Annotated in this window: 21 protein-coding genes; 7 read left to right on the top strand and 14 right to left on the bottom strand. The window is 68.9% G+C overall.

What is annotated here, in order from left to right; translation table 11 throughout:
• Positions 1–33 precede the first annotated feature (33 nt).
• Together BOSE127_RS08820 and BOSE127_RS08815 are read right to left on the bottom strand one after the other, a co-directional pair.
• A complete protein-coding gene (locus tag BOSE127_RS08820; RefSeq protein ID WP_159556934.1) occupies positions 34–1,359 on the bottom strand; it encodes a sugar ABC transporter substrate-binding protein in 1,326 nt (441 codons plus the stop codon).
• A gap of 44 nt (positions 1,360–1,403) precedes the next feature.
• Positions 1,404–2,459: a glycosyl hydrolase family 32 gene (locus BOSE127_RS08815; RefSeq protein WP_159556932.1), complete on the bottom strand. Its 1,056-nt coding sequence runs from the start codon at positions 2,457–2,459 to the stop codon at positions 1,404–1,406.
• Positions 2,460–2,646: 187 nt separating this feature from the next.
• On the opposite strand from BOSE127_RS08815, the gene BOSE127_RS08810 reads away from it, so the two are divergent.
• Together BOSE127_RS08810 and BOSE127_RS08805 are read left to right on the top strand one after the other, a co-directional pair.
• A complete protein-coding gene (locus tag BOSE127_RS08810) occupies positions 2,647–3,699 on the top strand; it encodes a LacI family DNA-binding transcriptional regulator (protein WP_031259559.1) in 1,053 nt (350 codons plus the stop codon).
• A gap of 223 nt (positions 3,700–3,922) precedes the next feature.
• On the top strand, positions 3,923–4,387 hold the full coding sequence (locus tag BOSE127_RS08805; RefSeq protein ID WP_152427235.1) for a hypothetical protein: 465 nt from the start codon (positions 3,923–3,925) through the stop codon (positions 4,385–4,387).
• 136 nt (positions 4,388–4,523) lie between these two features.
• Here BOSE127_RS08805 and BOSE127_RS08800 read toward each other — a convergent pair whose 3' ends face one another.
• The 4 genes from BOSE127_RS08800 to BOSE127_RS08785 all read right to left on the bottom strand — a co-directional run bounded on the left by BOSE127_RS08800 (position 4,524) and on the right by BOSE127_RS08785 (position 8,865).
• A complete protein-coding gene (locus tag BOSE127_RS08800; protein WP_017886887.1) occupies positions 4,524–5,759 on the bottom strand; it encodes an acyl-CoA dehydrogenase family protein in 1,236 nt (411 codons plus the stop codon).
• A gap of 389 nt (positions 5,760–6,148) precedes the next feature.
• The gene (locus BOSE127_RS08795) at positions 6,149–6,586 is read right to left on the bottom strand and encodes a hypothetical protein (RefSeq protein WP_159556928.1); all 438 of its coding nucleotides are present in this window, start codon (positions 6,584–6,586) and stop codon (positions 6,149–6,151) included.
• A gap of 235 nt (positions 6,587–6,821) precedes the next feature.
• Positions 6,822–7,871, bottom strand: a complete 1,050-nt coding sequence (locus BOSE127_RS08790; RefSeq protein ID WP_159556926.1) for a methionine synthase — start codon at positions 7,869–7,871, stop codon at positions 6,822–6,824.
• A gap of 37 nt (positions 7,872–7,908) precedes the next feature.
• Positions 7,909–8,865 (bottom strand): putative oxygenase MesX, encoded by a 957-nt coding sequence (locus BOSE127_RS08785; RefSeq protein WP_159556924.1) that lies wholly within the window; start codon positions 8,863–8,865, stop codon positions 7,909–7,911.
• Between the two features lie 120 nt (positions 8,866–8,985).
• Here BOSE127_RS08785 and BOSE127_RS08780 point away from each other — a divergent pair, with 120 nt between their 5' ends.
• Complete coding sequence (locus BOSE127_RS08780) at positions 8,986–9,927, top strand: LysR family transcriptional regulator (RefSeq protein WP_056069929.1); 942 nt, start codon at positions 8,986–8,988, stop codon at positions 9,925–9,927.
• Positions 9,928–9,992: 65 nt separating this feature from the next.
• On the opposite strand, the gene BOSE127_RS08775 is transcribed toward BOSE127_RS08780, so the two are convergent.
• The gene (locus tag BOSE127_RS08775; protein WP_159556922.1) at positions 9,993–11,393 is read right to left on the bottom strand and encodes a family 20 glycosylhydrolase; all 1,401 of its coding nucleotides are present in this window, start codon (positions 11,391–11,393) and stop codon (positions 9,993–9,995) included.
• Between the two features lie 251 nt (positions 11,394–11,644).
• Entirely contained in the window at positions 11,645–12,223 is a 579-nt protein-coding gene (locus BOSE127_RS08770; protein WP_159556920.1) for a hypothetical protein, read from the bottom strand.
• 207 nt (positions 12,224–12,430) lie between these two features.
• Here BOSE127_RS08770 and BOSE127_RS08765 point away from each other — a divergent pair, with 207 nt between their 5' ends.
• Positions 12,431–12,946: a GNAT family N-acetyltransferase gene (locus BOSE127_RS08765; RefSeq protein WP_159556918.1), complete on the top strand. Its 516-nt coding sequence runs from the start codon at positions 12,431–12,433 to the stop codon at positions 12,944–12,946.
• 94 nt (positions 12,947–13,040) lie between these two features.
• Here the strand turns inward: BOSE127_RS08765 and BOSE127_RS08760 are convergent, their stop codons facing one another.
• Both BOSE127_RS08760 and BOSE127_RS08755 read right to left on the bottom strand, forming a co-directional pair.
• Positions 13,041–13,181, bottom strand: coding sequence for a hypothetical protein (locus BOSE127_RS08760; RefSeq protein WP_156463817.1), 141 nt, complete (start codon positions 13,179–13,181; stop codon positions 13,041–13,043).
• Between the two features lie 9 nt (positions 13,182–13,190).
• The gene (locus tag BOSE127_RS08755; RefSeq protein WP_071251284.1) at positions 13,191–14,024 is read right to left on the bottom strand and encodes an ornithine carbamoyltransferase; all 834 of its coding nucleotides are present in this window, start codon (positions 14,022–14,024) and stop codon (positions 13,191–13,193) included.
• A 271-nt stretch (positions 14,025–14,295) separates the two neighbouring features.
• Between BOSE127_RS08755 and BOSE127_RS08750 the strand changes: the two genes are divergently transcribed.
• Positions 14,296–15,564, top strand: coding sequence for an MFS transporter (locus tag BOSE127_RS08750; protein WP_159556916.1), 1,269 nt, complete (start codon positions 14,296–14,298; stop codon positions 15,562–15,564).
• Positions 15,565–15,580: 16 nt separating this feature from the next.
• Here BOSE127_RS08750 and BOSE127_RS08745 read toward each other — a convergent pair whose 3' ends face one another.
• Both BOSE127_RS08745 and BOSE127_RS08740 read right to left on the bottom strand, forming a co-directional pair.
• Positions 15,581–17,314, bottom strand: coding sequence for a glycosyltransferase (locus tag BOSE127_RS08745; protein ID WP_159556914.1), 1,734 nt, complete (start codon positions 17,312–17,314; stop codon positions 15,581–15,583).
• Positions 17,315–17,317: 3 nt separating this feature from the next.
• Complete coding sequence (locus BOSE127_RS08740; RefSeq protein ID WP_017886877.1) at positions 17,318–18,505, bottom strand: hypothetical protein; 1,188 nt, start codon at positions 18,503–18,505, stop codon at positions 17,318–17,320.
• A 204-nt stretch (positions 18,506–18,709) separates the two neighbouring features.
• Between BOSE127_RS08740 and BOSE127_RS08735 the strand changes: the two genes are divergently transcribed.
• Both BOSE127_RS08735 and BOSE127_RS08730 read left to right on the top strand, forming a co-directional pair.
• A complete protein-coding gene (locus tag BOSE127_RS08735; RefSeq protein ID WP_159556912.1) occupies positions 18,710–19,945 on the top strand; it encodes an endo-1,4-beta-xylanase in 1,236 nt (411 codons plus the stop codon).
• Between the two features lie 158 nt (positions 19,946–20,103).
• Complete coding sequence (locus BOSE127_RS08730) at positions 20,104–20,541, top strand: hypothetical protein (RefSeq protein WP_159556910.1); 438 nt, start codon at positions 20,104–20,106, stop codon at positions 20,539–20,541.
• Here the strand turns inward: BOSE127_RS08730 and BOSE127_RS08725 are convergent.
• Positions 20,538–20,966: a hypothetical protein gene (locus BOSE127_RS08725; RefSeq protein WP_042540680.1), complete on the bottom strand. Its 429-nt coding sequence runs from the start codon at positions 20,964–20,966 to the stop codon at positions 20,538–20,540. The genes BOSE127_RS08730 and BOSE127_RS08725 overlap by 4 nt on opposite strands.
• Positions 20,967–21,012: 46 nt before the next feature.
• A complete protein-coding gene (locus tag BOSE127_RS08720; protein ID WP_017886872.1) occupies positions 21,013–21,690 on the bottom strand; it encodes a DUF402 domain-containing protein in 678 nt (225 codons plus the stop codon).

The raw sequence follows: 21,690 nt of genomic DNA, 5'->3' as shown, positions 1-21,690 counted from the left end.
AGACGTCGGGCAGGCCGACGTCTCCACCGCCGATCACTTGTAGTCGTTGCTGTCGGAGAAGGCCTGGTCGATGGACTGGGCCGCGGTGGTCAGCTGCTCCTTCGCGTCGGCGCCGCCCCAGACCGCGGAGAGCGCACTGGCGAACTTCGAGGTGATGACCGGGTAGCCCGGGGTCACCGGTCGGTAGGCCGCGATACAGGAGTCCGTGATCGCCGTGGCGGGGCAGGACTGCTCGAGCTGTTGCCCCCAGAGGGCGAGGGCACCACCGGGCTGGTAGTCGGCCTGCTTGTCGAACACGGACTTCGTCGCTGCCGGAGCACCGTTCGCGTCCGTGATCGCCTTGACGCTGGTGTCGTTGAGCAGGTAGTCCATGAAGGCACCTGCGGCCTTGCCGTTCTTGGTGGCCGAGCTCATGCCCCAGGTCCAGGACCCGGCGCCGACCTTCTCACCCTTGCCGAAGTTCGGCAGCGGCAGGGCCACGAGGTTGCTGCCGACCGCCTTCGAGTAGGCCGGGTAGTTCCAGTGTCCGCTGAGGCTCAGCGCGACGCGGCCGTTCTGGAAGGCGTTGCCGTCCGTGTTCGCGTCGACGTAGGGCTTCCAGGACGCGATGTCCTCGAGGGCCTTGACCGAGGCGGCGGAGTTCAGCACACCGGTGGCCTTGTCACCCTGGACGAGGTTTCCCCCGGCAGACTGGACCATCGGCGAGAAGCCGTACGTGCCCCACTCGGCGTTCAGCGACGCTTCGGTGAGGTCGAGCGCTTTCCCTGAGGAGTTCGCCGCGGCGAGCTTCTTCAGCGCCGCCGAGAACTGTTCCGGCGTCCACGCAGTGGACGGCGAAGTCGGGAGCTGAACACCGGCGGCCTTGAGGAGCTTCTTGTTGCCGTAGAGGCCCATCGCCGAGCTGTACTGCGCGAGGCCGTAGAGCTTGCCGTTGTCGGTACCCTCGGCGATCGAGCCGCTCGTGGCGTTGCTGACGGTGGACTTCGACACGTAGTCGCTGAGCGGAGTGAGCTTGCCGTTGTAGACGTAGCTCGCGAGCGTCGGGCCGTCGATCTCGAGCACATCCGGCAACTTGTTCGTCGGGGTGTTCGTCACGGTGCTGGTGTAGGTGTCGCCGGAGATGAGCTTCAGGGTCGCCTTCACCTTCTTCTGCGACGCGTTGAAGCCCTTGACGGCGTTCTGGATGGCCGCGACCTCGGAGTCCTGGCCTTGGTGGCCCCAGACGACGATGCTGCCGGTCCCGCTGCCAGCAGCACTGCTGGAAGCGGAGCCGGAGGAGCAGCCGGTGAGGGCAGCAGCGGCGACCGCGGCGAGGGCGATGACCGTTCCTGTCCGGCGGACGAGGGACGTGGTGTGCATGGTTCTCCTTGAGTGGGATCGGGTGTCGGTCGGTGGGACGGCGCTCAGGGAGCGGCCGTACCGCTGTCGGCGGGGCAGGGTTGGGTCTGGGTCTGGGTCTGGGTCTGGGTCTGGGCCGTGGGCGTCGCTGGACGGAGGGCCAGCCGACCGTCGACGACGTGCACGTCGACCGGGTCGTGCAGGAAGCCGGGCAGGGGTTCTCCGGCGCGGCCGTTCGCGAAGGTCATCAGGACGGGTGAGCCGTCGCGACGACGGACGATCCGGCCCGAGTAGCACGTCACGTCGGTCAGCGGCTCGGCATCCGTCACGTCGAACGGACCGAAGGGCCCGTCGATCGGGACCGACCAGGTGCCCGGTGTCTCGTCGGCGCGTGGATTGGCCGTGCTGAGGGCGTCAGCGGGGCAGGAGAACACCAGGAACCAGGCGCCGTCGACCTGCACGACCTGCGGTACCTCGAGGTGGACGAAGCCCGATCCGGGTGAGGTCAGCGGTGGCTGTACCTCCCAGCGCTCGAGGTCGGTGGACGTCGCGTGTCCGATGACTCCGCGGTCGTCGAGCGCTCCCTCGGTGGAGCGGGCGGTGACGAGCATGTGCCAGAGGCCGCCAGAGGGGTCCTCGTGGACCCACGGGTCGCGCCAGGCCTCTTCCGGGAAGAGTGCGCCGTCGACGTCGGGGTCGTTGCCGAGGGTCTCGTACCAGCGGGGGTCGGAGCGCGTCACAGGGCCGGGCAGCTTCTGCCAGGTGACGAGGTCGTCGGACACGGCGACCCCGACCGTCTCGATGTTGGTGTGGACGGGCTCGTCCTCGAGGAACCGTGTGCCGGTGTAGAACATCCGCCAGCGGTCGTCCTGGCCGCGCACGACGCTCCCGGTCCAGGTCGTCGTCCCGTCGAACGCGTTGTCGGGACCGGGCCCGAACGGTCCGTCCAGGATCGCCCAGTCGACGAGGTCGTCGGAGACGGCATGACCGATGCGGGCTGCACGGTGTCGACGGTGCTCGTCGCCGAGTGACCGCGGTGCGTGGAGGAAGAACACGTGGTGGCGGTCGCCGTCGTCGGCGAACCAGAAGTCCCACACCCAGTGGTCGGGGAGCCTCAGCACGGGAGCACCGTTGCCCGGAAGCGGCGTTGGCCGTCGGTCGAGGGAAGGTCGTGCACGGGGTTCCACCACTCATCATCGAGGGGTCCACCGCCATGGTGAACCGGTTAATCACGTATGGTGTACCGGTTCACCACGGTCTGTCAAGCCCGTATGCTGGAGAGGTGCGAACAATGACGACGAGGTCGAGATGAGCGCCCGTCGAGTGACGCTCTCCGACGTCGCCGCTCGCGTCGGGCTGTCCAAGGCAGCCGTCTCGCAGGTGCTCAACTCCCACCCGGCATCGCGCGTCTCCGTCGACGCCGCAGCCCGCATCCGTGCCGCAGCGGGTGAACTCGGTTACCGACCGAACCTCACTGCACGGTCACTCACCACTCGCCGGTCCGGTGTCATCGGACTCGTCTCCGAGGCCATCACGACTGACCGGTTCGGGTCGGGCATGATCCGCGGCGCCCTCGCCGAGGCGAAGCGCCAGGGATACGTCCTCTTCATCACCGAGACCGAGGACCAGCAGGCCGGGATCGTCTCGTCGTTCGGTGTGCTCGTCGACCACCAGGTGGACGGGCTCATCTACGCTTCGATCCGACCGCACGCCGTCGAACTCCCTGAGATCAACGCGGACATCCCCGTCGTCATGCTCAACGCAGTCGCATCCCGTCCGACCGCCACCGTCCTCGCCGATGAGCACGCCGGCGGCGAGTCGATCGTGCGGCTCCTGCTCGACGCCGGCCACACCGAGGACGTCGTCATCATCGGCCGCGATCGGTCCGTCCGCCCGGCTTGGACCACCCGCGCGATCGAACGGCGCCTCGCCGGGATATCGGCGGCCCTCGCGGCCCACGACGTCGTGCCGATCAGTGAGATCGACATGCCCGAGTGGGATCCCGACCACGGCTACGAAGCCATGCGGGGCCTGCTCGCCAGCGGCCGTCGCCCTGGAGCGGTGATCGCCCTGAACGACCGGCTCGCCTTCGGTGTCTACCGCGCCCTGACCGAAGCGGGACTCCGGGTCTCCGAGGACGTCTCAGTCGTTTCCTTCGACGACGACGACATCGCGTTGTACCTCGAACCGACCCTGACCACCGCGGCGCTGCCGTACGAGGAGATGGGGGCCCTGGCGGTCCGCATCCTCCTTGACCCGGACTTGACCGTCGGTGAACAGCTCGTCCCGATGCCGATCCGAGTACGCGGTTCGGTGTCCGCAGTCCCGCAGGAGCTCAAATCGTTCGACAGGCCCCACTGAGTCGTCCAGCGACGGTCCGCGGCTCGGGACGTGCGGTCGCAGCCTGGGCCGAGCGGGCATCTCGTTCGTCGACGCCATGGTCCGTTCGGCGAGCGCCGAACCGCGAGCTGCCAACGTCGGACCAGGGGGGGTGTGATGCCCCGACGAACCCACGTGTGCCACGCTCAGAGGAGCGCGGATCACGATCACCTCTGTCGCCGACGAGCACGTGGAGGAGCCCGCCTTGATCATCACGAAAACCAACGGGTCGGTCAGCAGTGTGCTGAACGACACGTTCCGACCGCTCCCGGACCAGGTGCGACGTAGCCTCGGCCTTCTCGACAACGACGACCACTTCGCGTGGCTCGTCTTCTCCGCGCCGATCGACGACCAGACCTGGCGCGCCGGCCCGCAGGCGGTCATCGACGAGTACGGCGACTCGTACCTGCAGGCCGGTGGCACCGCGGAGAAGATGAGCGTGGAGCTGCGCCGCCGTGAGGACGACGGTGAGTACCGCTTCTCCATCGTCGGCCGTGATCACGATCTCACCGAACCGCTCACGGAGACCATCGACGTGCAGGCGGCGCACGAGCCGCGGCATCCTGCCGAGCTGTTCACGGCTGACCAGGCTGCGCCGGTGTTCATGCACTACGTCGAACACCAGACGGTCCCCGACGGGTACACGCTCCGTCTCATCGACGACATGTAGAGGGTGGCGACGCCACCGTCGCGTGTCCGCGACCGTGTGCGGGACAGGAGGCGCGGTGCCAGCTGGCACCGCGCCTCCCGTCCGTCGTGTGTCACGAGATCGCGTGCAGTCACGCGGCCAGCTTCCGGTGCAGGCGTCACGACGTGCGGGTCGCACCGATCGCCCAGACGCGCGGCGGTTCGGCACCGTTGACCGCGTGGTCACCGATGATCCGCGCCTTGAACACCCACGGGTTGTGGCTGCCTGCGGTGCGAGCGTTCCGCCAGTGCCGGTCGAGGTTCTTCGTCGTGCTCACCCCGGACGCCGCGAGCGCGTCGAACAGGTGCGAGGTCGCCGTCGTCGCCAGCGTGGTCAGCGCGACCTGCGCCTGCGCGGTCGCGAGTTCGGCGCGGTCGTTGCGGCGCTCGTCCTCGGCTGTGTCGAGCCCCGCTCCCTCGTACGCACCCTGCAGGGCTGCGGCGGCCCGGTCGATAATCGCGGTGGCGGCGAACCCGGCCGCCGACACCTCACCGACGACCTGGAGGATCTGCGGATCGGCCGCGAACGTGTCGGCGTTGCCGTGCGAGAAGACGCGGGTGCGGTTGCGGACCTCGCGCGCGATCTCCCGTTCGGCTGCGAGCACGGACCCGGCGAGGACGCTCAACAGCACGCCCTGGTAGAACGCCGTCTGGTACTTGAACCGCTCGTTGAAGGGGATCACCGCGTCGGCCTGCACGACGGCGTCGTCGAAGGTGCTGGTACCGGAGCCGGTGGTGCGCTGCCCGAACCCGTCCCAGTCATCGGTGTGCGTGACCCCGGGCTGGTGCGCGTCGACGATCGCGATGACCCGCTCGCCGGTGTCCGTGCGCTCGGCGTAGGTGTCGATCCAGTCGGCGAAGATGCTGCCGGTCGAGTAGTACTTCTGCCCGGTGATCCGGAACGTCCCGTCCGGATGCGGGGTCACCTTCGTGACCACATCGCCGACCTGCACTGACCCGACTTCCGTCCACGAGTTGCCGGCGATCTCACCGCGGCCGAAGCGGTCCAGCCACCCCTCGCGTTCCCCGGTCCGGGCGACCAACCGATCCTCCACCAGTGCGAAGTGGCCGCGGAGCGCCTGGGGGATGTTGCTGTCAGCGGCGGCGAGTTCGGTCAGCAGGCGGAACAGCTGGGGCAGGGTCGCCCCGGCTCCGCCGTGGGCGACGGGGACGCGGACGGCGCCGAATCCTGCGGCGGCCAGTTCGCGGATCTCGTCGAACGGGAGGCGGTGGTCGCGTTCGCGCTCGGAGGCGCCGGCAGCGATGCGGTCGAAGATCGGTCGGAAGCGGGCGAGGAGCTCGTCGTCTGCGCCCTCGTCGATCGTGCTGTCGGCGGTCTGGTTGCTGATCGTCACGAGGACTCCTTCGTGGTCTGGGTTGCTACCTGTGGCGTGGTGTGGCACCGGACGGCCCCGTCCAGATGTGTGCCATCGCGAGACTGTGGCATCGCCGAACGCCCGCGAGAAGGGGTGTGTCGATGTGTGTCGGAGGGTGACTTCCCATGACACGTGACCACGCTGCGACGAGGTGGGGGTTCGCAACAGCCTCATCGCGGTGCTGCGCGTGTGTGATGGCCGCGGAGCCCGTCGGACGAAGACGGGCATGCTCCTCCGAGAAACCCGCGTCGGCCACGCTCAGAGGAGCGCGCATCATCGAGGGAACACGCGCTCGCCAGAGGACTGGCCGCTGCCTTGCTTGGTGTGGGCGATAGCCATGGTCTCGGCGCCGTTCACCCCAGTGGCGTTCAGGCCGGCGGGGTCGTCCCTGCGCCCTCGGTGTCGTCTGCGCCCGCAAGACCTGTCCCGGCCTGGTCGAGGTTCTCGTGTGGGTCGCCCATGTCCCCGGTTGCAGCGCCGGTGTGGGACAGCCCGAAGTGTTTGCGGACGGCGTTCGCCTCGGCGGGGGACAAGGTGCGTCCGGCTCCGAGGGACGGCGCGTCCTTGATCGCGTCCTTCGTGTACCCGACGTGCACGTCCGTGCCGTCGAACGTGGCGTCGTCGGCGGGGACGAGCGCCTGGTGTCGCCCGAGCAGTCCGGTCGCGACACAGACGTAGGCCGCACTGCCGTCCTCCTCGGAGGGGAACACCTGCACGACCTTGCCGACTGATACGCCGTTGCGATCCCGGACAGTCGCACTCTCGACCTTGTGGATGACGCCCTTGGTGATCATGAACGTAGTCAACGCCCCGAGTCTGACGCTTCGCAGACGCCGTCCCCCTGGTGGGCGGTCAGGACCCGAGCGCCGATGGTGACGGAGAGACGCCCTGCCGTGGTCGGCACCCCGGTGCCAACGTGCCTCGTCGGCGCAACCGCAGCCGCGCCTCCAGGCCGGACCGAAAGCCGCGCACGCGGTGGACGCAACACGAACGGCGGCCCGCCTCCTTCCGGAAGAGAGCCGCCGTGGTGTCTCGCAGTGGTCAGCGCCCCGACGGGACCGCCGCGCCGACGAGCTCAGCCCGGACGATGTCCGCTCCCGCGGACAGCGCACCGAGCTTGTCCAGCGCCGCGCCCCGCGCCAGGGGTGCCATCCCGCAGTTGGAGCTCGGGATGAGCTTGTCCGCATCGACGAACTCGAGCGCCCGACGCAGCACCTCCGCGACCTCTTCCGGGGTCTCCACGGTCTCGGTCGCCACGTCGATCGCCCCGAGCATGACCTTCTTGCCGCGGATCAGCTCGACGAGTTCAAGCGGAACGTGCGAGTGGATGCACTCGAGCGAGACGATGTCGATCGACGACTGCTGCAGCAGCGGGAAGGACTGCTCGTACTGCCGCCACTCCGCGCCGAGGGTCTCCTTCCACTTGTTGTTCGCCTCGATGCCGTAGCCGTAACAGATGTGCACGACGGTCTCAGCGCGCAGGCCCTCGGCTGCACGCTCGAGCGCGGCCACGCCCCAGTCCTGCACCTCGTCGTGGAAGACCGTGAAGGCGGGCTCGTCGAACTGGATGATGTCGACGCCGGCATCCTGCAGTTCCCGGGCCTCTTGGTTGAGGATCGTGGCGAACTCCCCCGCCAGCTTCTCGCGGCTCTTGTAGTGCTGGTCGGACAGCGTGTCGATCATCGTCATCGGGCCGGGGAGCGCCCACTTGATGGGGCGATCGGTCTGAGCCCGCAGGAACTTCGCGTCCTCGACGAAGACGGGCGCCCGACGGCTGACGGCACCGACGACGGTCGGGACGGCTGCGTCGTAGCGGTCGCGGATGCGGACGGTCTCCTTGCGCTCCAGGTCGACGCCGTCCAGGTGCTCGATGAACGTCGTGACGAAGTGCTGGCGGGTCTGCTCGCCGTCGCTGACGATGTCGATGCCACGGCGCTCCTGCTCGTGGACGGCGGACCGGAGGGCGTCCTGCTTGCCCTCGGTCAGTGCCGCACCCTGCAGCTCCCAGGGGGACCAGAGCCGTTCGGGCTCGGCGAGCCAGGACGGTTTCGGCAGGCTGCCGACGATCGAGGTGGGGAGGAGAGAACGCATGGGTGTGATGGTCCAGTCAGTCGAAGGGCAGAGGAAGTCAGCGCGCGAGGGCGGGGGCAGCCCACCGGGCGAGGCGTGCGTGGTGCGGCCGCACCAGGTGTTCCTCGGTCCACCGGCCCTGCGTGATCCCGAGGCGGTTGCGCTCCTCGCGGTCGTACGTCACCGGGGTCGGCGTGAAGTCGGTGTGGTCGAGGGTGGGGCGGTAGGTGCTGCCGGCCGGGGTGTTCGCGGCGTAGACCTCCGGGCGGTAGATCTTCTGGAAGGTCTCCATGGTGGCGATCGTGCCGATGAGCTGGAGGTTCGTGTAGTCGTCGGTCAGGTCGCCGCGCGTGTAGAACGCGAGCGGGGCAGCCGCCCCGGCGGGCTGGAAGTACCGGACCCGCATGCCCATCCGGCCGAAGTAGTCGTCGGTGAGCGAAGAGTGCTCGTGCTCGTACTCGGCGCCGAGGACGGGGTGGACGTACCCGTTCCGGCGGTAGGTCTGGCTCGTCGAGACGCTGATGCAGACGACGGGCTCGGCACTGAAATTCGAGTGGAACGCGGAGGACTCCAGGAAGCGCTGGAAGAGTGCCCCGTGCAGCGCCCCGAAGTCAGCCGGCAGCGGCGACGACGACGGCAGCAGCACCGAGAAGTCGTAGTCGCGCAGGTACGACGAGAAGTTGTTGCCGAGGATCCCGCGGTGGCGCTCGCCGGTGTGCTCGTCGACGATCGTGACGTCGAGCATCTCGAGCAACGGGAACTGCGCGTCCGAACCACCGTCGGAGAACTCCAGCGCTACCGAGACGATGTCGAGCTGCAGACGGTAGCGGTCGTGCGCCGCGGCCAGCTCGTTCGCTCGCCCGTCGATCATCGCCAGCGCAGCGCGGAGGTTCTGCTGACGGTGCTCGCCGCGCGCCAGGTTGGCGAAGTTCGTGGTCAGCCGGGAGCTGTCGGCGGGGGAGTAGTCCTCGTCGAACCGGGTCCGGGTGATGCTGAAGGTGAGGTCGTTCGCCATGGTCGGCAATCTGTTCGTCGAGCGGCCCGTGGGCGCGGTGGGAAGGATGCATCGATCATGGCGGGAATGGTGAGCCATCAGGTAATACCGAGACGCTATGCACCGGTATAGCCTCGGCCTATGGCCCGGGTCTCGAACGACATCACCCTGCAGCAGCTCCGGTACTTCATCGAGGTCGCGACGGAGGGCTCGATCAGCGCCGCGGCCGACCTGCTCTACGTGTCGCAGCCGACGATGTCCGCGGCGATGAAGGACCTGGAGACGCGGATCGGGCGCCCGCTGTTCACCCGGTCGGCCCGAGGGGTCGTGCTCACCGTCGACGGCGTCGAGTTCCTCGGGTACGCCCGGCAGGTCGTCGAGCAGGTCTCCCTGCTCGAGCAGCGGTACGTCGGCGGCCAGCGGTCGCGTCGGCTGCTCGGGGTGTCCGCCCAGCACTACTCGTTCGCGGTGGAGGCCTTCGTCCGGATGGTCGAAGCGGCGGCTGCGGACGAGTACGAGTTCTCGCTGCGTGAGACGCGCACCTGGGACATCATCGAGGACGTCCGCACCCTGCGCAGCGAGGTGGGCATCCTCTACCGCAACGACTTCAACAAGCAGGTGCTCGGCAAGCTGCTGCGGGACGCCGGGGTCGTGTTCACACCGCTCTTCGTCGCGCAGCCGCACATCTTCGTGGCCCGGCGGAACCCGCTCGCGTCACGGGAGCGTGCGACCCTCGAGGACCTCGCCGACCTGCCTCGGCTCACGTTCGACCAGGGCGCGAACAACTCCTTCTACCTGGCGGAGGAGATCCTGTCGACGATGTCGAGCAAGCGGGAGATCCGCGTCTCGGACCGAGCGACGATCTTCAACCTCATGATCGGCCTGGGCGGGTACACGATCTCCACCGGACTCATCAGCGACGATCTCGACCCCGAGATCGTCGCCATCCCCCTCGACGTCGACGAACGCATCGAGATCGGCTGGATCGCGCACGCCTCGGTTCCCCTGACCGTGCAGGCGCAGGCGTACCTGGACGAGTTGCGTGCGGTGGTCACCAGCTACGGCGTCGAGCCGCTCGGGTAGGCAGGCGGCGCGTCCGGCGGGTCCGGCGGGTCCGGCGATCGGCCTGGAGGCACGACACGCGTCCGTCAGGAGGCTGCGGTCTCGATCATCGCCGTCACGTGCGGTGCGCTCCACCGCAGGAGCGCGTCAGATGGCGGGTCCTCGAGGTCCTCACCCCAGATCGCGACGGCGGCGCCCGACATCGGAGCAGCGAGCGCCGAACCGGAGTCGCCGTCCCACGTCCGGAGTGACCAGTTCTCGCGGAGGTCGGCCACGGTGTACTCGCTGTCGGCCGGGTCGAGGTCGGTCGGCACCTCGTACAGGTAGTAGGAGTTGTAGTTGAGCAAGTCGATCCCGGCCTGCTGCAGGTCGACCGCACTCGCCCGTCGCGCTCGGCGTTCGCGCCGCTCGGCTGCGTCCTCAGTGTCGCCGTCGAAGCTCCAGTACGTGACGTGGATGCGCGGGTCCAGTCGCCCGACCGCGACCCGATCGATCCCGTCGTTCCAGGCCCACACCTCGCGGTTGCCGAGCGCGGCCGCCATCGCGTTCATCCACGCGACCCGTTCGGCGGCCGAGACGTCGTCGCCCCACTCATCACCGCCGATGTGCACGGTTCGGCTGGCGGGGAAGGTCCGCTGCACCTCTGCGTACAGCTTCTTCGCCAGCGCGAGGCTCCCGGGCGTCGACGTGTCGAGTTCGTTCTCGCCCGAACGGATGCGGTCGACCCACTTCGTGCCGTGCTGTGCCTCGAGCAGGGCGAATGCCGCAGCCATGTGGCCCGGAGTGTCGATCTCGGGCACGATCGCGACAGCCCGCCTCGCTGCGTAGTCGGAGATCGTGCGTGCCTGCGCGACGCTCAGGAACGGACGATGGGTCACGCGGCTCGTGTACACGCCGTCGTCGAGATCAGCGTTGGCGAGGGTCTGGCCGAGCACCGTGCTCTCGATCCCGACGTTCTGGTCATCGGTGAGGTGCAGGTGCAGGAAGCGCCCACCGTCGTCGGCGAGCAGGTCGATGTACCGCTTGATCAGCGCCACGGGGTAGTAGGCGCGAGCGACGTCGAGCATCACGCCCGTCTCCGGACGCGCGCGGGTCGTCGGCTTGGTGGTGACGGTCGCGGTCGACGTGCGGCACTGCTTCGCCGAGTACGCACCGGCGCAGGCGAGGACGGAGTAGTTGCCGGCCGCGGTACGGGAAGGGGTCCCGCGCACTGCGGTGACCGAGGTGCTCGAACCAGCGGAGAGCGCCTTCACCGCGACCCGGCCGAGCGTGTACTTCTTGGCGCCGGCGGACAGGTACAGCCACGCGGAGGAGGCCGGCTTCCGCACCGAGGCGGTGTTCTTGACCTTGAGGGTGGTGCGAACGGCGGTGCCGGTCGAGGTGACGGTCGTCGTCGCGGTGACCTGGGTGACCGTCACCGTCGAGGTGGTCGACCCGGCAGCCGACCCGGCGATCACATCGATGCCGATCAGGGCTGCCGCAGACACCGCGATCGCCAGACCGGCTGCGACGGTTCGTCTGACGTGGTGTGGCGCAGGCGCTGTGGACGATCGGGACGAGGTCCTGTTCTGACGTGCCACCACGCGCTCCCTCTCAGCCCTGCACGTCGTCGACCCGCGAGACGACGCCATCTTTCTACCGCAGGTGGATCACACGGCGCAGGTTCGTATCCGAACCACGTCGAAGGCGCATCGCGGCCCACCGACATCGCGGTCAAGCGGAGCCGTGAGCCGACCCCTCAACGCACCTCCGCGCTCGACCACAGCTCACGCGCAAGACCCCGGACCCGGCGAAGAACGGATTCCAGGCTGAGGACGGCCGCGACGAGCAGTGTGCCCGCCTGCACGACCAAGAACGCCACGAGCGCCACCGGGACGAACGCAGTGACGATCCAGGCGGCGGCGAGCCCCAGGAGCATCACCGTCAGGGCTCGAACCGCGGCGAACTCCCGCTGGCTGTGGAGGGCGAGCAACCCGCCCGCGGCGAACGCCAACGGGACGAGGGCCTGCATCGCGATCGACACGGGGAGCCACATATGGCTCTCGGTCGCTGGTGACAGCGCGGCCACGAAACCGACGACGGCGACGGCGAGGAGTGCGCGTGCCCCGTCGCGAGTGAACGCGGCGCCCGCAGCGGCTCCCACCCCGGCCGACACGGAGACCACCGCGACGGTCGTGACGAAGCTCGCCGCGATGAGGTGTGCACTGACGAATCCGAGCAGGTTGTCGATCGCGAGCAAGGCGGCACCGATGGTCGCCATCATCAGGGCGACGGTGGTGGCTCTGCGCACCGAGAGCCCGAATCGTGGCGTGCTCATCGCTCGTCCCCGTTGAGCGGCCTTCGTCATGTTCTTCCTCCACGCGTCGTCGCCGAGATCACGGCGAACCCAGCCAGAGTGCTGCATATCAATACGAAGCACAACCTTGCAGGTGCGATCTGCACCTCGAGCAACTATCGCCATCAGACCACGAGCGCGCGGCGCTTCAGCACCTCTCCGGCGAGGCCGCTCCCGTAGCGTCGTTCCATGGATCGAGACGTACTGACGGTCGAAACAGCCACGTCCGCGGATGTCTCCGCGGCTCAGGCGCTCATCGACGGCGCACGGCAGTGGCTCCGCGCGCGAGGGATCGACCAGTGGCAGGACCCAGTTCCCGACGCCGTTCTCCTGCGCGACGCAGAGCAGGGGCGTCTCTTCGTGGTGCGCCAGGACCAGGTGATCGTGGCGATGGTCACGGTGTCCGACTCCGACCCGGAGACATGGGGAGCGGACAGCAGTCCCGCGGTGTACGTGCACCGGCTGGCTGTTGCTCAGACGCACCGGGGCAGCAGGCTCGGGCAACGACTGCTGGCGTGGGTCGAGGCACGAGCTGCCGACCGTGGGGCTGCCTGCGTTCGTCTCGACTGCGCGACGGACAACGCGGGTTTGCGGCGCTTCTACGACCAGCTCGGGTTCCGGCACGTTCGCGATGTGACGGTGACCTCCCTCGACGGCGGGCGCCAACTCGCTTCCAGCCTCTACGAACGCGGGTTGGCCCGGTAGCCGATGTTGAGCCGGACGCGAGTCCGACGGCCGCACCGGCGGGTTGTCCCGCCCAACCGGCCCGATGCCGACACGGCCATGACGGCCGCGTGCATCAGTAGTCGGGGTCCTGACGGTCCTGGTCCTGCCAGGGGAGCATCCGACCGGCGACGAGCGCGAGCACGCCCCCGAACAGGTACACGAGCGCGACGGCCCAGCACGGGTTGCGTCGGACAGGCTTCGGCTTCGGCTTCACGCCGCCAACCTACGGCGTCGCGGACGGCAGTTCGAGGCAGTGTGCCATGACGGCTTGCTGGACCGGCAGCAGCGCGGCCTTGAAGGCGTGCCCGACGAAGGCAGGGTGTTCGAGCGCATCGGTGCTGAACTCCCGACCGCGCACGAAGGGTGGACACGGGTCGAGCAGCACCCCTGTCGGCGCGAGGTCGAGCAGGGCCGCGGTGATCCGGAACGGTTCGAGGGCTCGGGCGTGCTGACCGGGGCCGTCGGTGAGGATCACGTCCGCCGACCGGACGGCGGTCTCCAGGTCGTCCGTCCACACGGCACCCGGGGAGGCGAGCTCGGCGGGGCAGCACTGGACCAGATCGAGCTGCAGGACCCGAGCCGCTTCCTGCCACGCCCGAGCGATGTTGCCGTCAGCACCCACGAACAGGTATCGGAGCGACGAGATGTCGCCTCGCTGCCGCAGCGCGTACAGGTCCGACAGCACCTCGCAGGGGTGGTTCTCGTCGGTCATCGCGTTCACCACGGGCAGTGCCGCTGCTGCGGCCAGACCCTCGACGACGGCGAGGTCGTGATGGCGCACGACGAGGATGTCAGCCCACGCAGCCAGGTACTGCGCGACGTCCGTCAACGCTTCTGGCTTGTCCAGCGTGGTGTCGGGGAACACGATCGGCTGCAGGCCCATCAGGGACGCGCCCCGTTCGAACGTGACCCGGGTCCGCAGGCTCGTGGACGGGAAGAACATCACCGCGGAGCCCGCCGTCGCGGGCCCTCGGCCGTCGCGGTAGTCGTCGGCCAGGTCGAAGACGGCGTCGACGTCGGACCTGCTCCAGTCATCGAGCTTGGTGAGCGATCGCATCCCACCACCCTAGGGACGCGCCGGCGCGCCCCCGACGTGACCGGATGACGGCCTGGAGGCGCGTGGCGGCGCCGCCACGCGCCTCCAGACCGTCGTGTGGTCGGTCCGACAACGCATCAGCGCCGTCGGCACCGCTTGGGTGGTTCCCTTTCCACTCCCTCATGGGAAGGCGCGAGCAGGCGTCCTACTGTCGTCTCAACCCGAGGTGCCCCAACGCCGGCTGGGACGTCGGCGGCGGCTGCGGGGCTCGGCGGAGGTGAGGAGGAGAGCGATGCCCCTGCGCGTCTTCTTCCCCCTCGTGTCGCTGACGTACGGGATCGGGAACTGGTTCACCTACCTGGCGCTGATCGTCTACGTGCAGACCCAGGCCGGGTCGACCGCGAGCGCGGGGCTGTTCCTGGCGCAGACGGTCCCGGCACTGCTCGTCGCCGGTCACATCGCTCGAGCTGTTCCGATCGAGAGCGTCCGCACGGCGTGGATCGGTTGCCAGGTCACCCTGGCCGTGATGACGGTCGGCGCGGCGTTCTTCGTCGAGCACCTGTGGGTGGTCTACGTGTACGCGGGGTCGAGCATGATCGTCCGTGCGGTTGCGAATCCGCTCCTGCTGTCGCTCGTGAGCTCGTCGGTCACTGCCACTGAGCGTCCGGTGGTGCTCCGCTCGGTGAGCGCGACGTCGGCAGTGACCCTCGCCGTCGCGCCGGCCGTGGGAGGTTCACTGCTCCCAGTGATCGGGCCGACGTGGTTGCTGCTCCTGAATGCGCTGATGTTCGTCGGCGTCGGAGCAGCCATGTGGGCTCACGGCGGTGTCGGACGTGCGTTGCGAGCGGCTCGCGATCATGGCGGGAGGACGGCGACCGAACTGCGCACGGGGAGCTGGTTCCGCTTGCCGGGGTTCGCCGCCCTCGTTCGCGTGGAAGGGTCCGATCTGTGGGCCTGGCGACAGCCCTACACACGGCTGTGGATGCTCCTGCTCATCGCGGGCGCGGTCCTCAACATCATCGAGACGCCGCTCGTGTTCGAGGTCGTGAAGCTCGGTGAAGCCGCGTACGGATGGATGCTCGCCGCCTACGGATGCGGCGGCCTCGTCGTGCTGCTCAGTAACCTGCGCCGTGGTCGCGCTCAGGACCTGTCCCCCGGGAACGACCGTGTGCCCACGTCGATCTCAGCAGTGGCGCTGGCCGCAGGCTTCCTGGCGGTCTCAGCGGTCGCGTTGGCGAGACCGTCGGAGGTCACCACGGTGGTGACGGCGGTCGCCGCGTTCTTCCTCCTCGGGTACGGAGCGAGCTGGCTCTCGGGGACGTCGCGGGCGTGGCTGAACTCGTCGTTCCAGGACCAGGGCGACACCGTCACGAAAGCGATGTGGACCTGGGCTTCGCAGGTGACGCTCGCGATCAACCTCGTCGTCTACCTCGCGTTCTTCGTCGTCTACGCGATGGTCCCGACCGGAGCGTGGATGCTGGTGCCTGCCCTGGTCGCCTACGGCGCGCTCCTGGTCACCCTTGCGCGGACCCGATCGCCACGAACGCTCGTCGTGGGCTGAGCCGAGGGCCTGCGCGTCAGCTCGTCGTGTCCGCCGCAGGCCCCTGTGTCGTCAGCCCGTGCTCCGTCTTCTCCCAGTAGTGCGGCCGGGTCAGGAGCTGCCAGAGCGCCTTGTAGGCGGCGATGGAGTGCAGCGTCCAGTACACGGGGTTCAGGAGCGACCAGAGGATCAGGTGGAAGGTCCCGCGCTTGAACGGGCCCATCATCGACAGGTAGATCATGATCGCGTTGCCGACCAGGAAGTTGAACAGGCACAGCCACAGCACCCACACCGGGAACAGCGCATCGACGGTCTCCCGCGGCAGGAAGAACGTGACGACGGTGAGCGCGTAGAACGGCAGCACGCAGAGGAACGTCGCCGGGGTACCTGCGATGAGCAGGACGAACGCCGCGAACCGGACGAGTCCGATCTCACGGACCAGTGCGACGGGCCGCCGCGCGTGGACGAGGCTCGTCTGCATGTAGCCCTTGATCCACCGGGACCGCTGCCGGATGAAGTTCGGCACCGAGGTGTTGGCCTCCTCCATCGTGGTGGAGTTGATGACACCCACCCGGTACCCGACGGCGCTCGCCCGGATGCCGAGGTCGGCGTCCTCGGTCACGTTGTAGGGGTCCCAGCCGCCGAGCTCGATGAGCGACGCCGTGCGGAAGTGGTTCGACGTGCCGCCCAGCGGGATCGGCAGGGACGCGTGGTCCAGACCGGCCAGCATGTAGTCGAACCAGTACGAGTACTCCAGCGTGAACATGCGGGTGAGGACGTTCTCGCGGGCGTTGAAGTAGTTCAGCGCCGCCTGCACGCACACCGTGGACTCGCCACCGCGCTCGAACGCGATCAGTGCCTTCTTCAGCTGGTCGGGGTCGGGGGTGTCCTCGGCGTCGTAGATCACGAGGAAGTCGCCGGTCGCGACGTAGAGCCCGACGTTGCAGGCACGTGGCTTCGTCTGCGGGTGCCCCTTCGGCACGCTGATGACGCGGAAGTGCGGCGGTGGGTTCGCCGCGGCGATCGCGTCCCGTGTCTCCTGGTCCTCTTCCTCGGTCAGGATGATGACCTCGAGCTTGTGTACCGGGTAGTCCAGGCCGCCGAGGTTGTCGATCAGCTGGGCGACGATGTTCGCCTCGCGGAACACCGGGACCAGGACCGTGTAGCCGGGGAGATCTGCGTCGTCCAGAGCGGCGACCTCGGTGTCGGTGATCCGTTCGACGACGTCGTAGCGGGCTCCCTGCGTGGCGACGACGAACTTGAAGCCCGTCCCCGCGAGGAACACGAGGCTCGCTGCGATCAGTGCGGCGATGGCGGTCTGGACGGGCCAGACGATCCCGCACGCCACGGCGATCACGGCGAGGACGATGCCCGAGGCCTTCTGCGACCGCGAGAAGACGACGCGGGCGGAGAGCGTCGGGTTCCGGTCGTGGAGTTCGTTCGCGGCAGCGTCGGCGACGGCGCCGTGGAACTGGCTCAGCACGGCACGGCGGAGCGTCCAGCTGTCGACCGAGACGAACGTGACCGGAGCCCCGAGCTCCTCGGACAGCGCATCGCCGAGGGTGGCGTCGTCGGCTCGGCCGGAGGTGAGGACGAGGATGCTGCCGTCCTGCAGCACGCGCACCGGCATCCAGTCCTCGGCGAGGTACCGCTGTCCGGATCCGGGGCGCTGCAACGCCGGGTCGATCCCGGAGGCCTCGAGTTCGGTGAGTTCGTCGGGTCGGGACGTGGCCGTGTGCCGGCCGAGCCCGGAGGGGTGCGGGGTCGTCACGCGTCACCACCACCCGAGCGATGCACCGATGGCGGCCATCCACTGCAGCGTGATCGGCCGGTTGAACGCAGCCGCCCACGCGATCACGATCTGCGCTGCGCCCACGGCAGCGATCAGGCCACTCACCCGGGTGGTCCGGGCGGCGGGGACCACGGCGATGCCCATCATCGTCATGATGAGGAACACGTTGCCCGCGGAGTTCACAGGGATGAGGCCGCCCACGTAGCCGATGATCAGTGCCCCGAAGACGAACACCGAGATCAGGACCGAGCCGGGGCGCCGGCTCAGCAGCGCCAGGGCGCAACCACTCACGACCGGGGCGAGGATGAGCAGCCCGTTGAGTGTCGTGACGAGCTCCGGGACGAGCGCCCAGAGCGCGGGGTCGTAGTGGACGGCGTTCTGGAACACCAGCAACGGGTTCCGTCCGAACAGCGCCTCGAGGAACATCACCGCCCCGAAGACCGCGATCGTCGGGAACAGCACGATGAGCACGTTCGACCATCGCGCCCCCGACTCGCTCCGCCGGGCGACGGAGAGCAGTGGGGCGGTGATCGCCGCCGCGACCACGAGGACGAGCCCCGAAGCATCCGCCAACGCCGCGAGCATGAAGAGGATCCCGGACTCGAAGCCTGCCTTGGTGTTCCGGCTGGAGACGAAGCGGACCATGTTGATCGCGCCGATCCCGAACAGTGCGATGCCGAGGAGCGCTTCGAAGTTGCCCGTGGCGGTGTACGCGAAGAGCGGGTTCGCGCCGATCGCGACGAGGAAGACCGTGCTCTTCCACCAGGGGAAGCGTCGCTGGACCATGGCCTCGAGCAACTGCTGCAGCAGGATCCCGGCGACCAGGGCCCCGGCCGCCGCGAGGCCGGCGGCGCCACCGGGGATGAGCCGCACCAGGACCGTGCCCAGCGGCGGGTAGAGCTCACTGAGCCACGAGACGTCCGCCCGGTCCCAACTCAGTGTCGCGACGTGGTCCACGACGGAGCGGTTGACGGTGACGTCGGCCACGGTGGGGTCGGCGCTGACGACGGCGAGGATCAGGAACGGGACGGCGAACGCGAGCCGGAGCAGCCACCGTGCGCCCGCGCGGCTCGGGAACGGTTCCAGCCGTGTGCGCGCGTGGCCGTCCGCACGGGCGGCTTCCAGCTCGCGCCGCAGGGAGCCTGCACGTTCCGCTTCCAACAAGACCACTGGGGCCACCTCACAGCAAGGCCGACTCGGTCTTGTTTGACATCGATTTCTGGCCCGACACTGGTGCCGCGCGCCCCGCAGCAGTGCGGATGCGAACGCATCCTCTCACCCTCGGCAGGATTCCGGGTGACCGCGGCGAGACCGGCTGCTATGTTTGCGCGCGCAACAAATACGATCCCGGACGACGATGTCGGAGGACCCGCGATGACGCACGCACCAGAGCACCGCTTCGGCGAGACGACCCTGACGATCGTCGATGCCACCGGCGCACCGATCCCCGGGGCTGACGTCACCGTCGAGCAGACCCGCCACGCTTTCGCCTTCGGCAACATCGGCTTCGACTTCATCGAACTGGCCAACGGCGAAGCACACGGCGAAGCGCACGATGTAGCAGGCACCGAGCACCTCGCCGACCTCTACACCGACGTCTTCAACACCGCGACGCTCCCGTTCTACTGGGGTCGCTTCGAGCCCGAGCGCGGAGCGCCGGACACCGCGCGGCTCCGGGTCACGGCGAACTGGTTCCGCGACCGCGGCATCGCCCTCAAGGGTCACCCGCTCGTCTGGCACACCGTGCAGCCCGACTGGCTGCTGGGACTCCCGCTGGACGAGGTCGAGCGGCTGCTACGGGAGCGCATCCGCCGCGAGGTCTCCACCTTCGCCGGCACGATCGACACGTGGGACGCCATCAACGAGGTCGTCATCATGCCGGTGTTCGACAACGGCGACAACGCGATCACCCCGCTCGCCCGTGCCGAGGGCCGCATCCCGATGATCCGGATGGCCTTCGAGGAGGCCCGCGCCGCCAACCCGCACGCCACCCTGCTGCTCAACGACTTCGACCTGTCGAGTGCGTACGAGTGCCTGATCGAGGGCGTGCTGGAGGCCGGCGTGCAGATCGACGCCATCGGACTGCAGACCCACATGCACCAGGGCTACTGGGGCGAGGACACGATGCTCGCGATGGTCGACCGGTTCGCCCGCTACGGCCTGCCGCTGCATCTGACCGAGACCTCGCTCGTCTCCGGCGAAATCATGCCCGCGCACATCGTCGACCTCAACGACCACCAGGTTGCTTCGTGGCCGTCGACGCCGGAGGGTGAGGCGCGCCAGGCAGACGACATCGAGCGGCACTACCGGAGCCTCGTGGGGCACCCCTCTGTCGAGGCGATCACCTACTGGGGCATCACCGACGCCGGCGCCTGGCTCGGCGCCCCGATCGGACTCGTCCGCGCCGACGGCACCCCGAAGCCGTCCTACGACGCACTCCGCCGCCTGGTCAAGGAGGAGTGGTGGCTCGGACCGACGGTGCTGCGCACCGACGACCGTGGTCGGGTGCAGGTCCGTGGCTTCCGTGGCGACTACCGCGTCGACGTGCGCGGCACGTCCGCCCCGTTCGCCGTCACCGACGTGCCCACGCAGGTGCAGGTAGCGACGTGACCACCTGACGGACGGGAGGCCCGTTGCGGCGCCGCCCCGCGCCTCCAGCCCGGCAGTGGCGGACCTCGCTGTGGGGGTGCTCATGGCTCTGATCGGGGTGGTGCGCTTTGCTTGGCGAGACCAGCGGACCGCCCGCGGCACCGTGAGGGGTGGACTTGATGCGCCTGAGCAGACCGCACGGACGGCTCCTGCTCGTGCAACGCTCGCTCCTCGTGACCGCCGTGCTGGCGTCGGGGCTCGCACTGGTGACCGGGTGCAGTTCGCCCCGGTTGCCGCCGTCGTCCGCAACCGCCGTCGAGGTGACGAAGGTGTACCTGGCTGCGGCGAAGGCGCAGCGGTGTGATGTCACGAAGGCGTTGACGCTCGACAGCACGTGGGCGTGGTGCCGGAACCCGACGCTGCGGAAGTACACCGTCGCGGACAAGGCGGAATCGGTGCCGTTCAACCCTGGCCACACGACGGAGTCCTGCGTCGACACGACGGTGACGAGTCGAGCGTCGGAGGAATCGGAGCCGATGAACGGGACGCGCACGTGGAGCTTCTGCTTCACGAAGACGGCGTCCGGATGGCGGCTCACGGACCAGGGACAGGGCTAGGGCGTCCGCCCCTCCCGTGTCGGCCGGAAGGGCCAGGCGTCAGCGTGCGTATGTGGCACCGCGACGACCTGGACCGCGTCCCGGTAGACGATCCGACCCGGCGAGCGGGTCACGAGCTGCATCCACGGGATCCCGTGGCGGTCGAGGAGTTCCAGGTACGGGCCGACCATCTCGAGCAGCTCGACGGCGTCGGCGGCGAACCAGGCCCGGGCCCCGGGGTTGCGGGTCTCGTCGTAGCAGTCGGGCTGCACCGTGGTCGGGTCCGTGTACATCGCGGTCGCGTGCAGGTTCGCTTCTCGGAGCCACCTGGTCTCGGCGTCACTGAGCCTGCCGTCCCGCTGCAGACCGTTGGCGAGGGCGAAGACCCCCGGGAACCGCCCGCGACGGTTGGGAACGGCGCTCTGGTACCGGACGAACTCGCTCACGACAGCGAGCGTAGGAGGCTGTGCAACGCTGCACCGACTCCGCGGATCACTGCACGGCGCTCCACTCCTGGGGGAGCGCAGTCGTGCCCCACGCCGGGTCGGGCACCCAGCCGGACCAATCGGTGTCGAACGGGAAGCGCTGCGCGACCGCGAGTTCGGTGGCTTCTTCGCCAGCGCGCTCGATGATCGCCCGCATCGCCGCCGGCCAGTACCCGCCGGCCGCGTAGAACTCGAGCTCGTCTTCGTCCTTGTACCGGACGGACCACGAACCGTCGGGTTCGGTGGTCGCCACCACGTCGAGTGTCCAGTCCTGACTGTCGAACCCGATCGGCGTCCGCACCCACGGCAGCTCGAGGTTGACGTACCAGTCGGGAAGCCAGTCCGACCCGTCGTGCCAACGCCAGACGGACCAGCGCGTTCCCTTCTGATGGACGCGGACGACGCTGGAGCCGACCCACCGGTCGTCGACGTAGGAGCCGTCCCAGTCCTCGGGAAGCACGAGGCGTCCGTTGGGGCCGCTCCCGACGCCCGCTCGTCGTCGGACGGCCGAGCCGACCGTCGTGGCGACCACCGCGAGCTCGTCGTCGTCCACCAGGACCCGGCCGGCGACCGCGAAGCCGACCGCTTCGCCGCGCTCGCCGAAGTCGTTGAGGCTCCGGAGCGCAACGGGAGTCCCCGAGGGGAACGGATCAGTCCTGGTGTCGGATCGCGCAGCGTCGGTCAT

The organism is Curtobacterium sp. 8I-2 (assembly GCF_902506155.1).
GTDB lineage: Bacteria > Actinomycetota > Actinomycetes > Actinomycetales > Microbacteriaceae > Curtobacterium > Curtobacterium poinsettiae.
This window is presented reverse-complemented; position numbering and strand designations above follow the sequence as displayed.

What these genes read in the sequence shown, in the direction of transcription:
- BOSE127_RS08810 (WP_031259559.1), top strand. Translation starts at nt 2,647, where the DNA reads ATGAGCGCCCGTCGAGTGACGCTCTCCGACGTCGCCGCTCGCGTCGGG.
- BOSE127_RS08755 (WP_071251284.1), bottom strand. Translation starts at nt 14,024, where the DNA reads ATGCGATCGCTCACCAAGCTCGATGACTGGAGCAGGTCCGACGTCGAC.
- BOSE127_RS08790 (WP_159556926.1), bottom strand. Translation starts at nt 7,871, where the DNA reads ATGCGTTCTCTCCTCCCCACCTCGATCGTCGGCAGCCTGCCGAAACCG.
- BOSE127_RS08780 (WP_056069929.1), top strand. Translation starts at nt 8,986, where the DNA reads ATGGCCCGGGTCTCGAACGACATCACCCTGCAGCAGCTCCGGTACTTC.
- BOSE127_RS08750 (WP_159556916.1), top strand. Translation starts at nt 14,296, where the DNA reads ATGCCCCTGCGCGTCTTCTTCCCCCTCGTGTCGCTGACGTACGGGATC.
- BOSE127_RS08770 (WP_159556920.1), bottom strand. Translation starts at nt 12,223, where the DNA reads ATGAGCACGCCACGATTCGGGCTCTCGGTGCGCAGAGCCACCACCGTC.
- BOSE127_RS08785 (WP_159556924.1), bottom strand. Translation starts at nt 8,865, where the DNA reads ATGGCGAACGACCTCACCTTCAGCATCACCCGGACCCGGTTCGACGAG.
- BOSE127_RS08720 (WP_017886872.1), bottom strand. Translation starts at nt 21,690, where the DNA reads ATGACCGACGCTGCGCGATCCGACACCAGGACTGATCCGTTCCCCTCG.
- BOSE127_RS08730 (WP_159556910.1), top strand. Translation starts at nt 20,104, where the DNA reads ATGCGCCTGAGCAGACCGCACGGACGGCTCCTGCTCGTGCAACGCTCG.
- BOSE127_RS08820 (WP_159556934.1), bottom strand. Translation starts at nt 1,359, where the DNA reads ATGCACACCACGTCCCTCGTCCGCCGGACAGGAACGGTCATCGCCCTC.
- BOSE127_RS08765 (WP_159556918.1), top strand. Translation starts at nt 12,431, where the DNA reads ATGGATCGAGACGTACTGACGGTCGAAACAGCCACGTCCGCGGATGTC.
- BOSE127_RS08735 (WP_159556912.1), top strand. Translation starts at nt 18,710, where the DNA reads ATGACGCACGCACCAGAGCACCGCTTCGGCGAGACGACCCTGACGATC.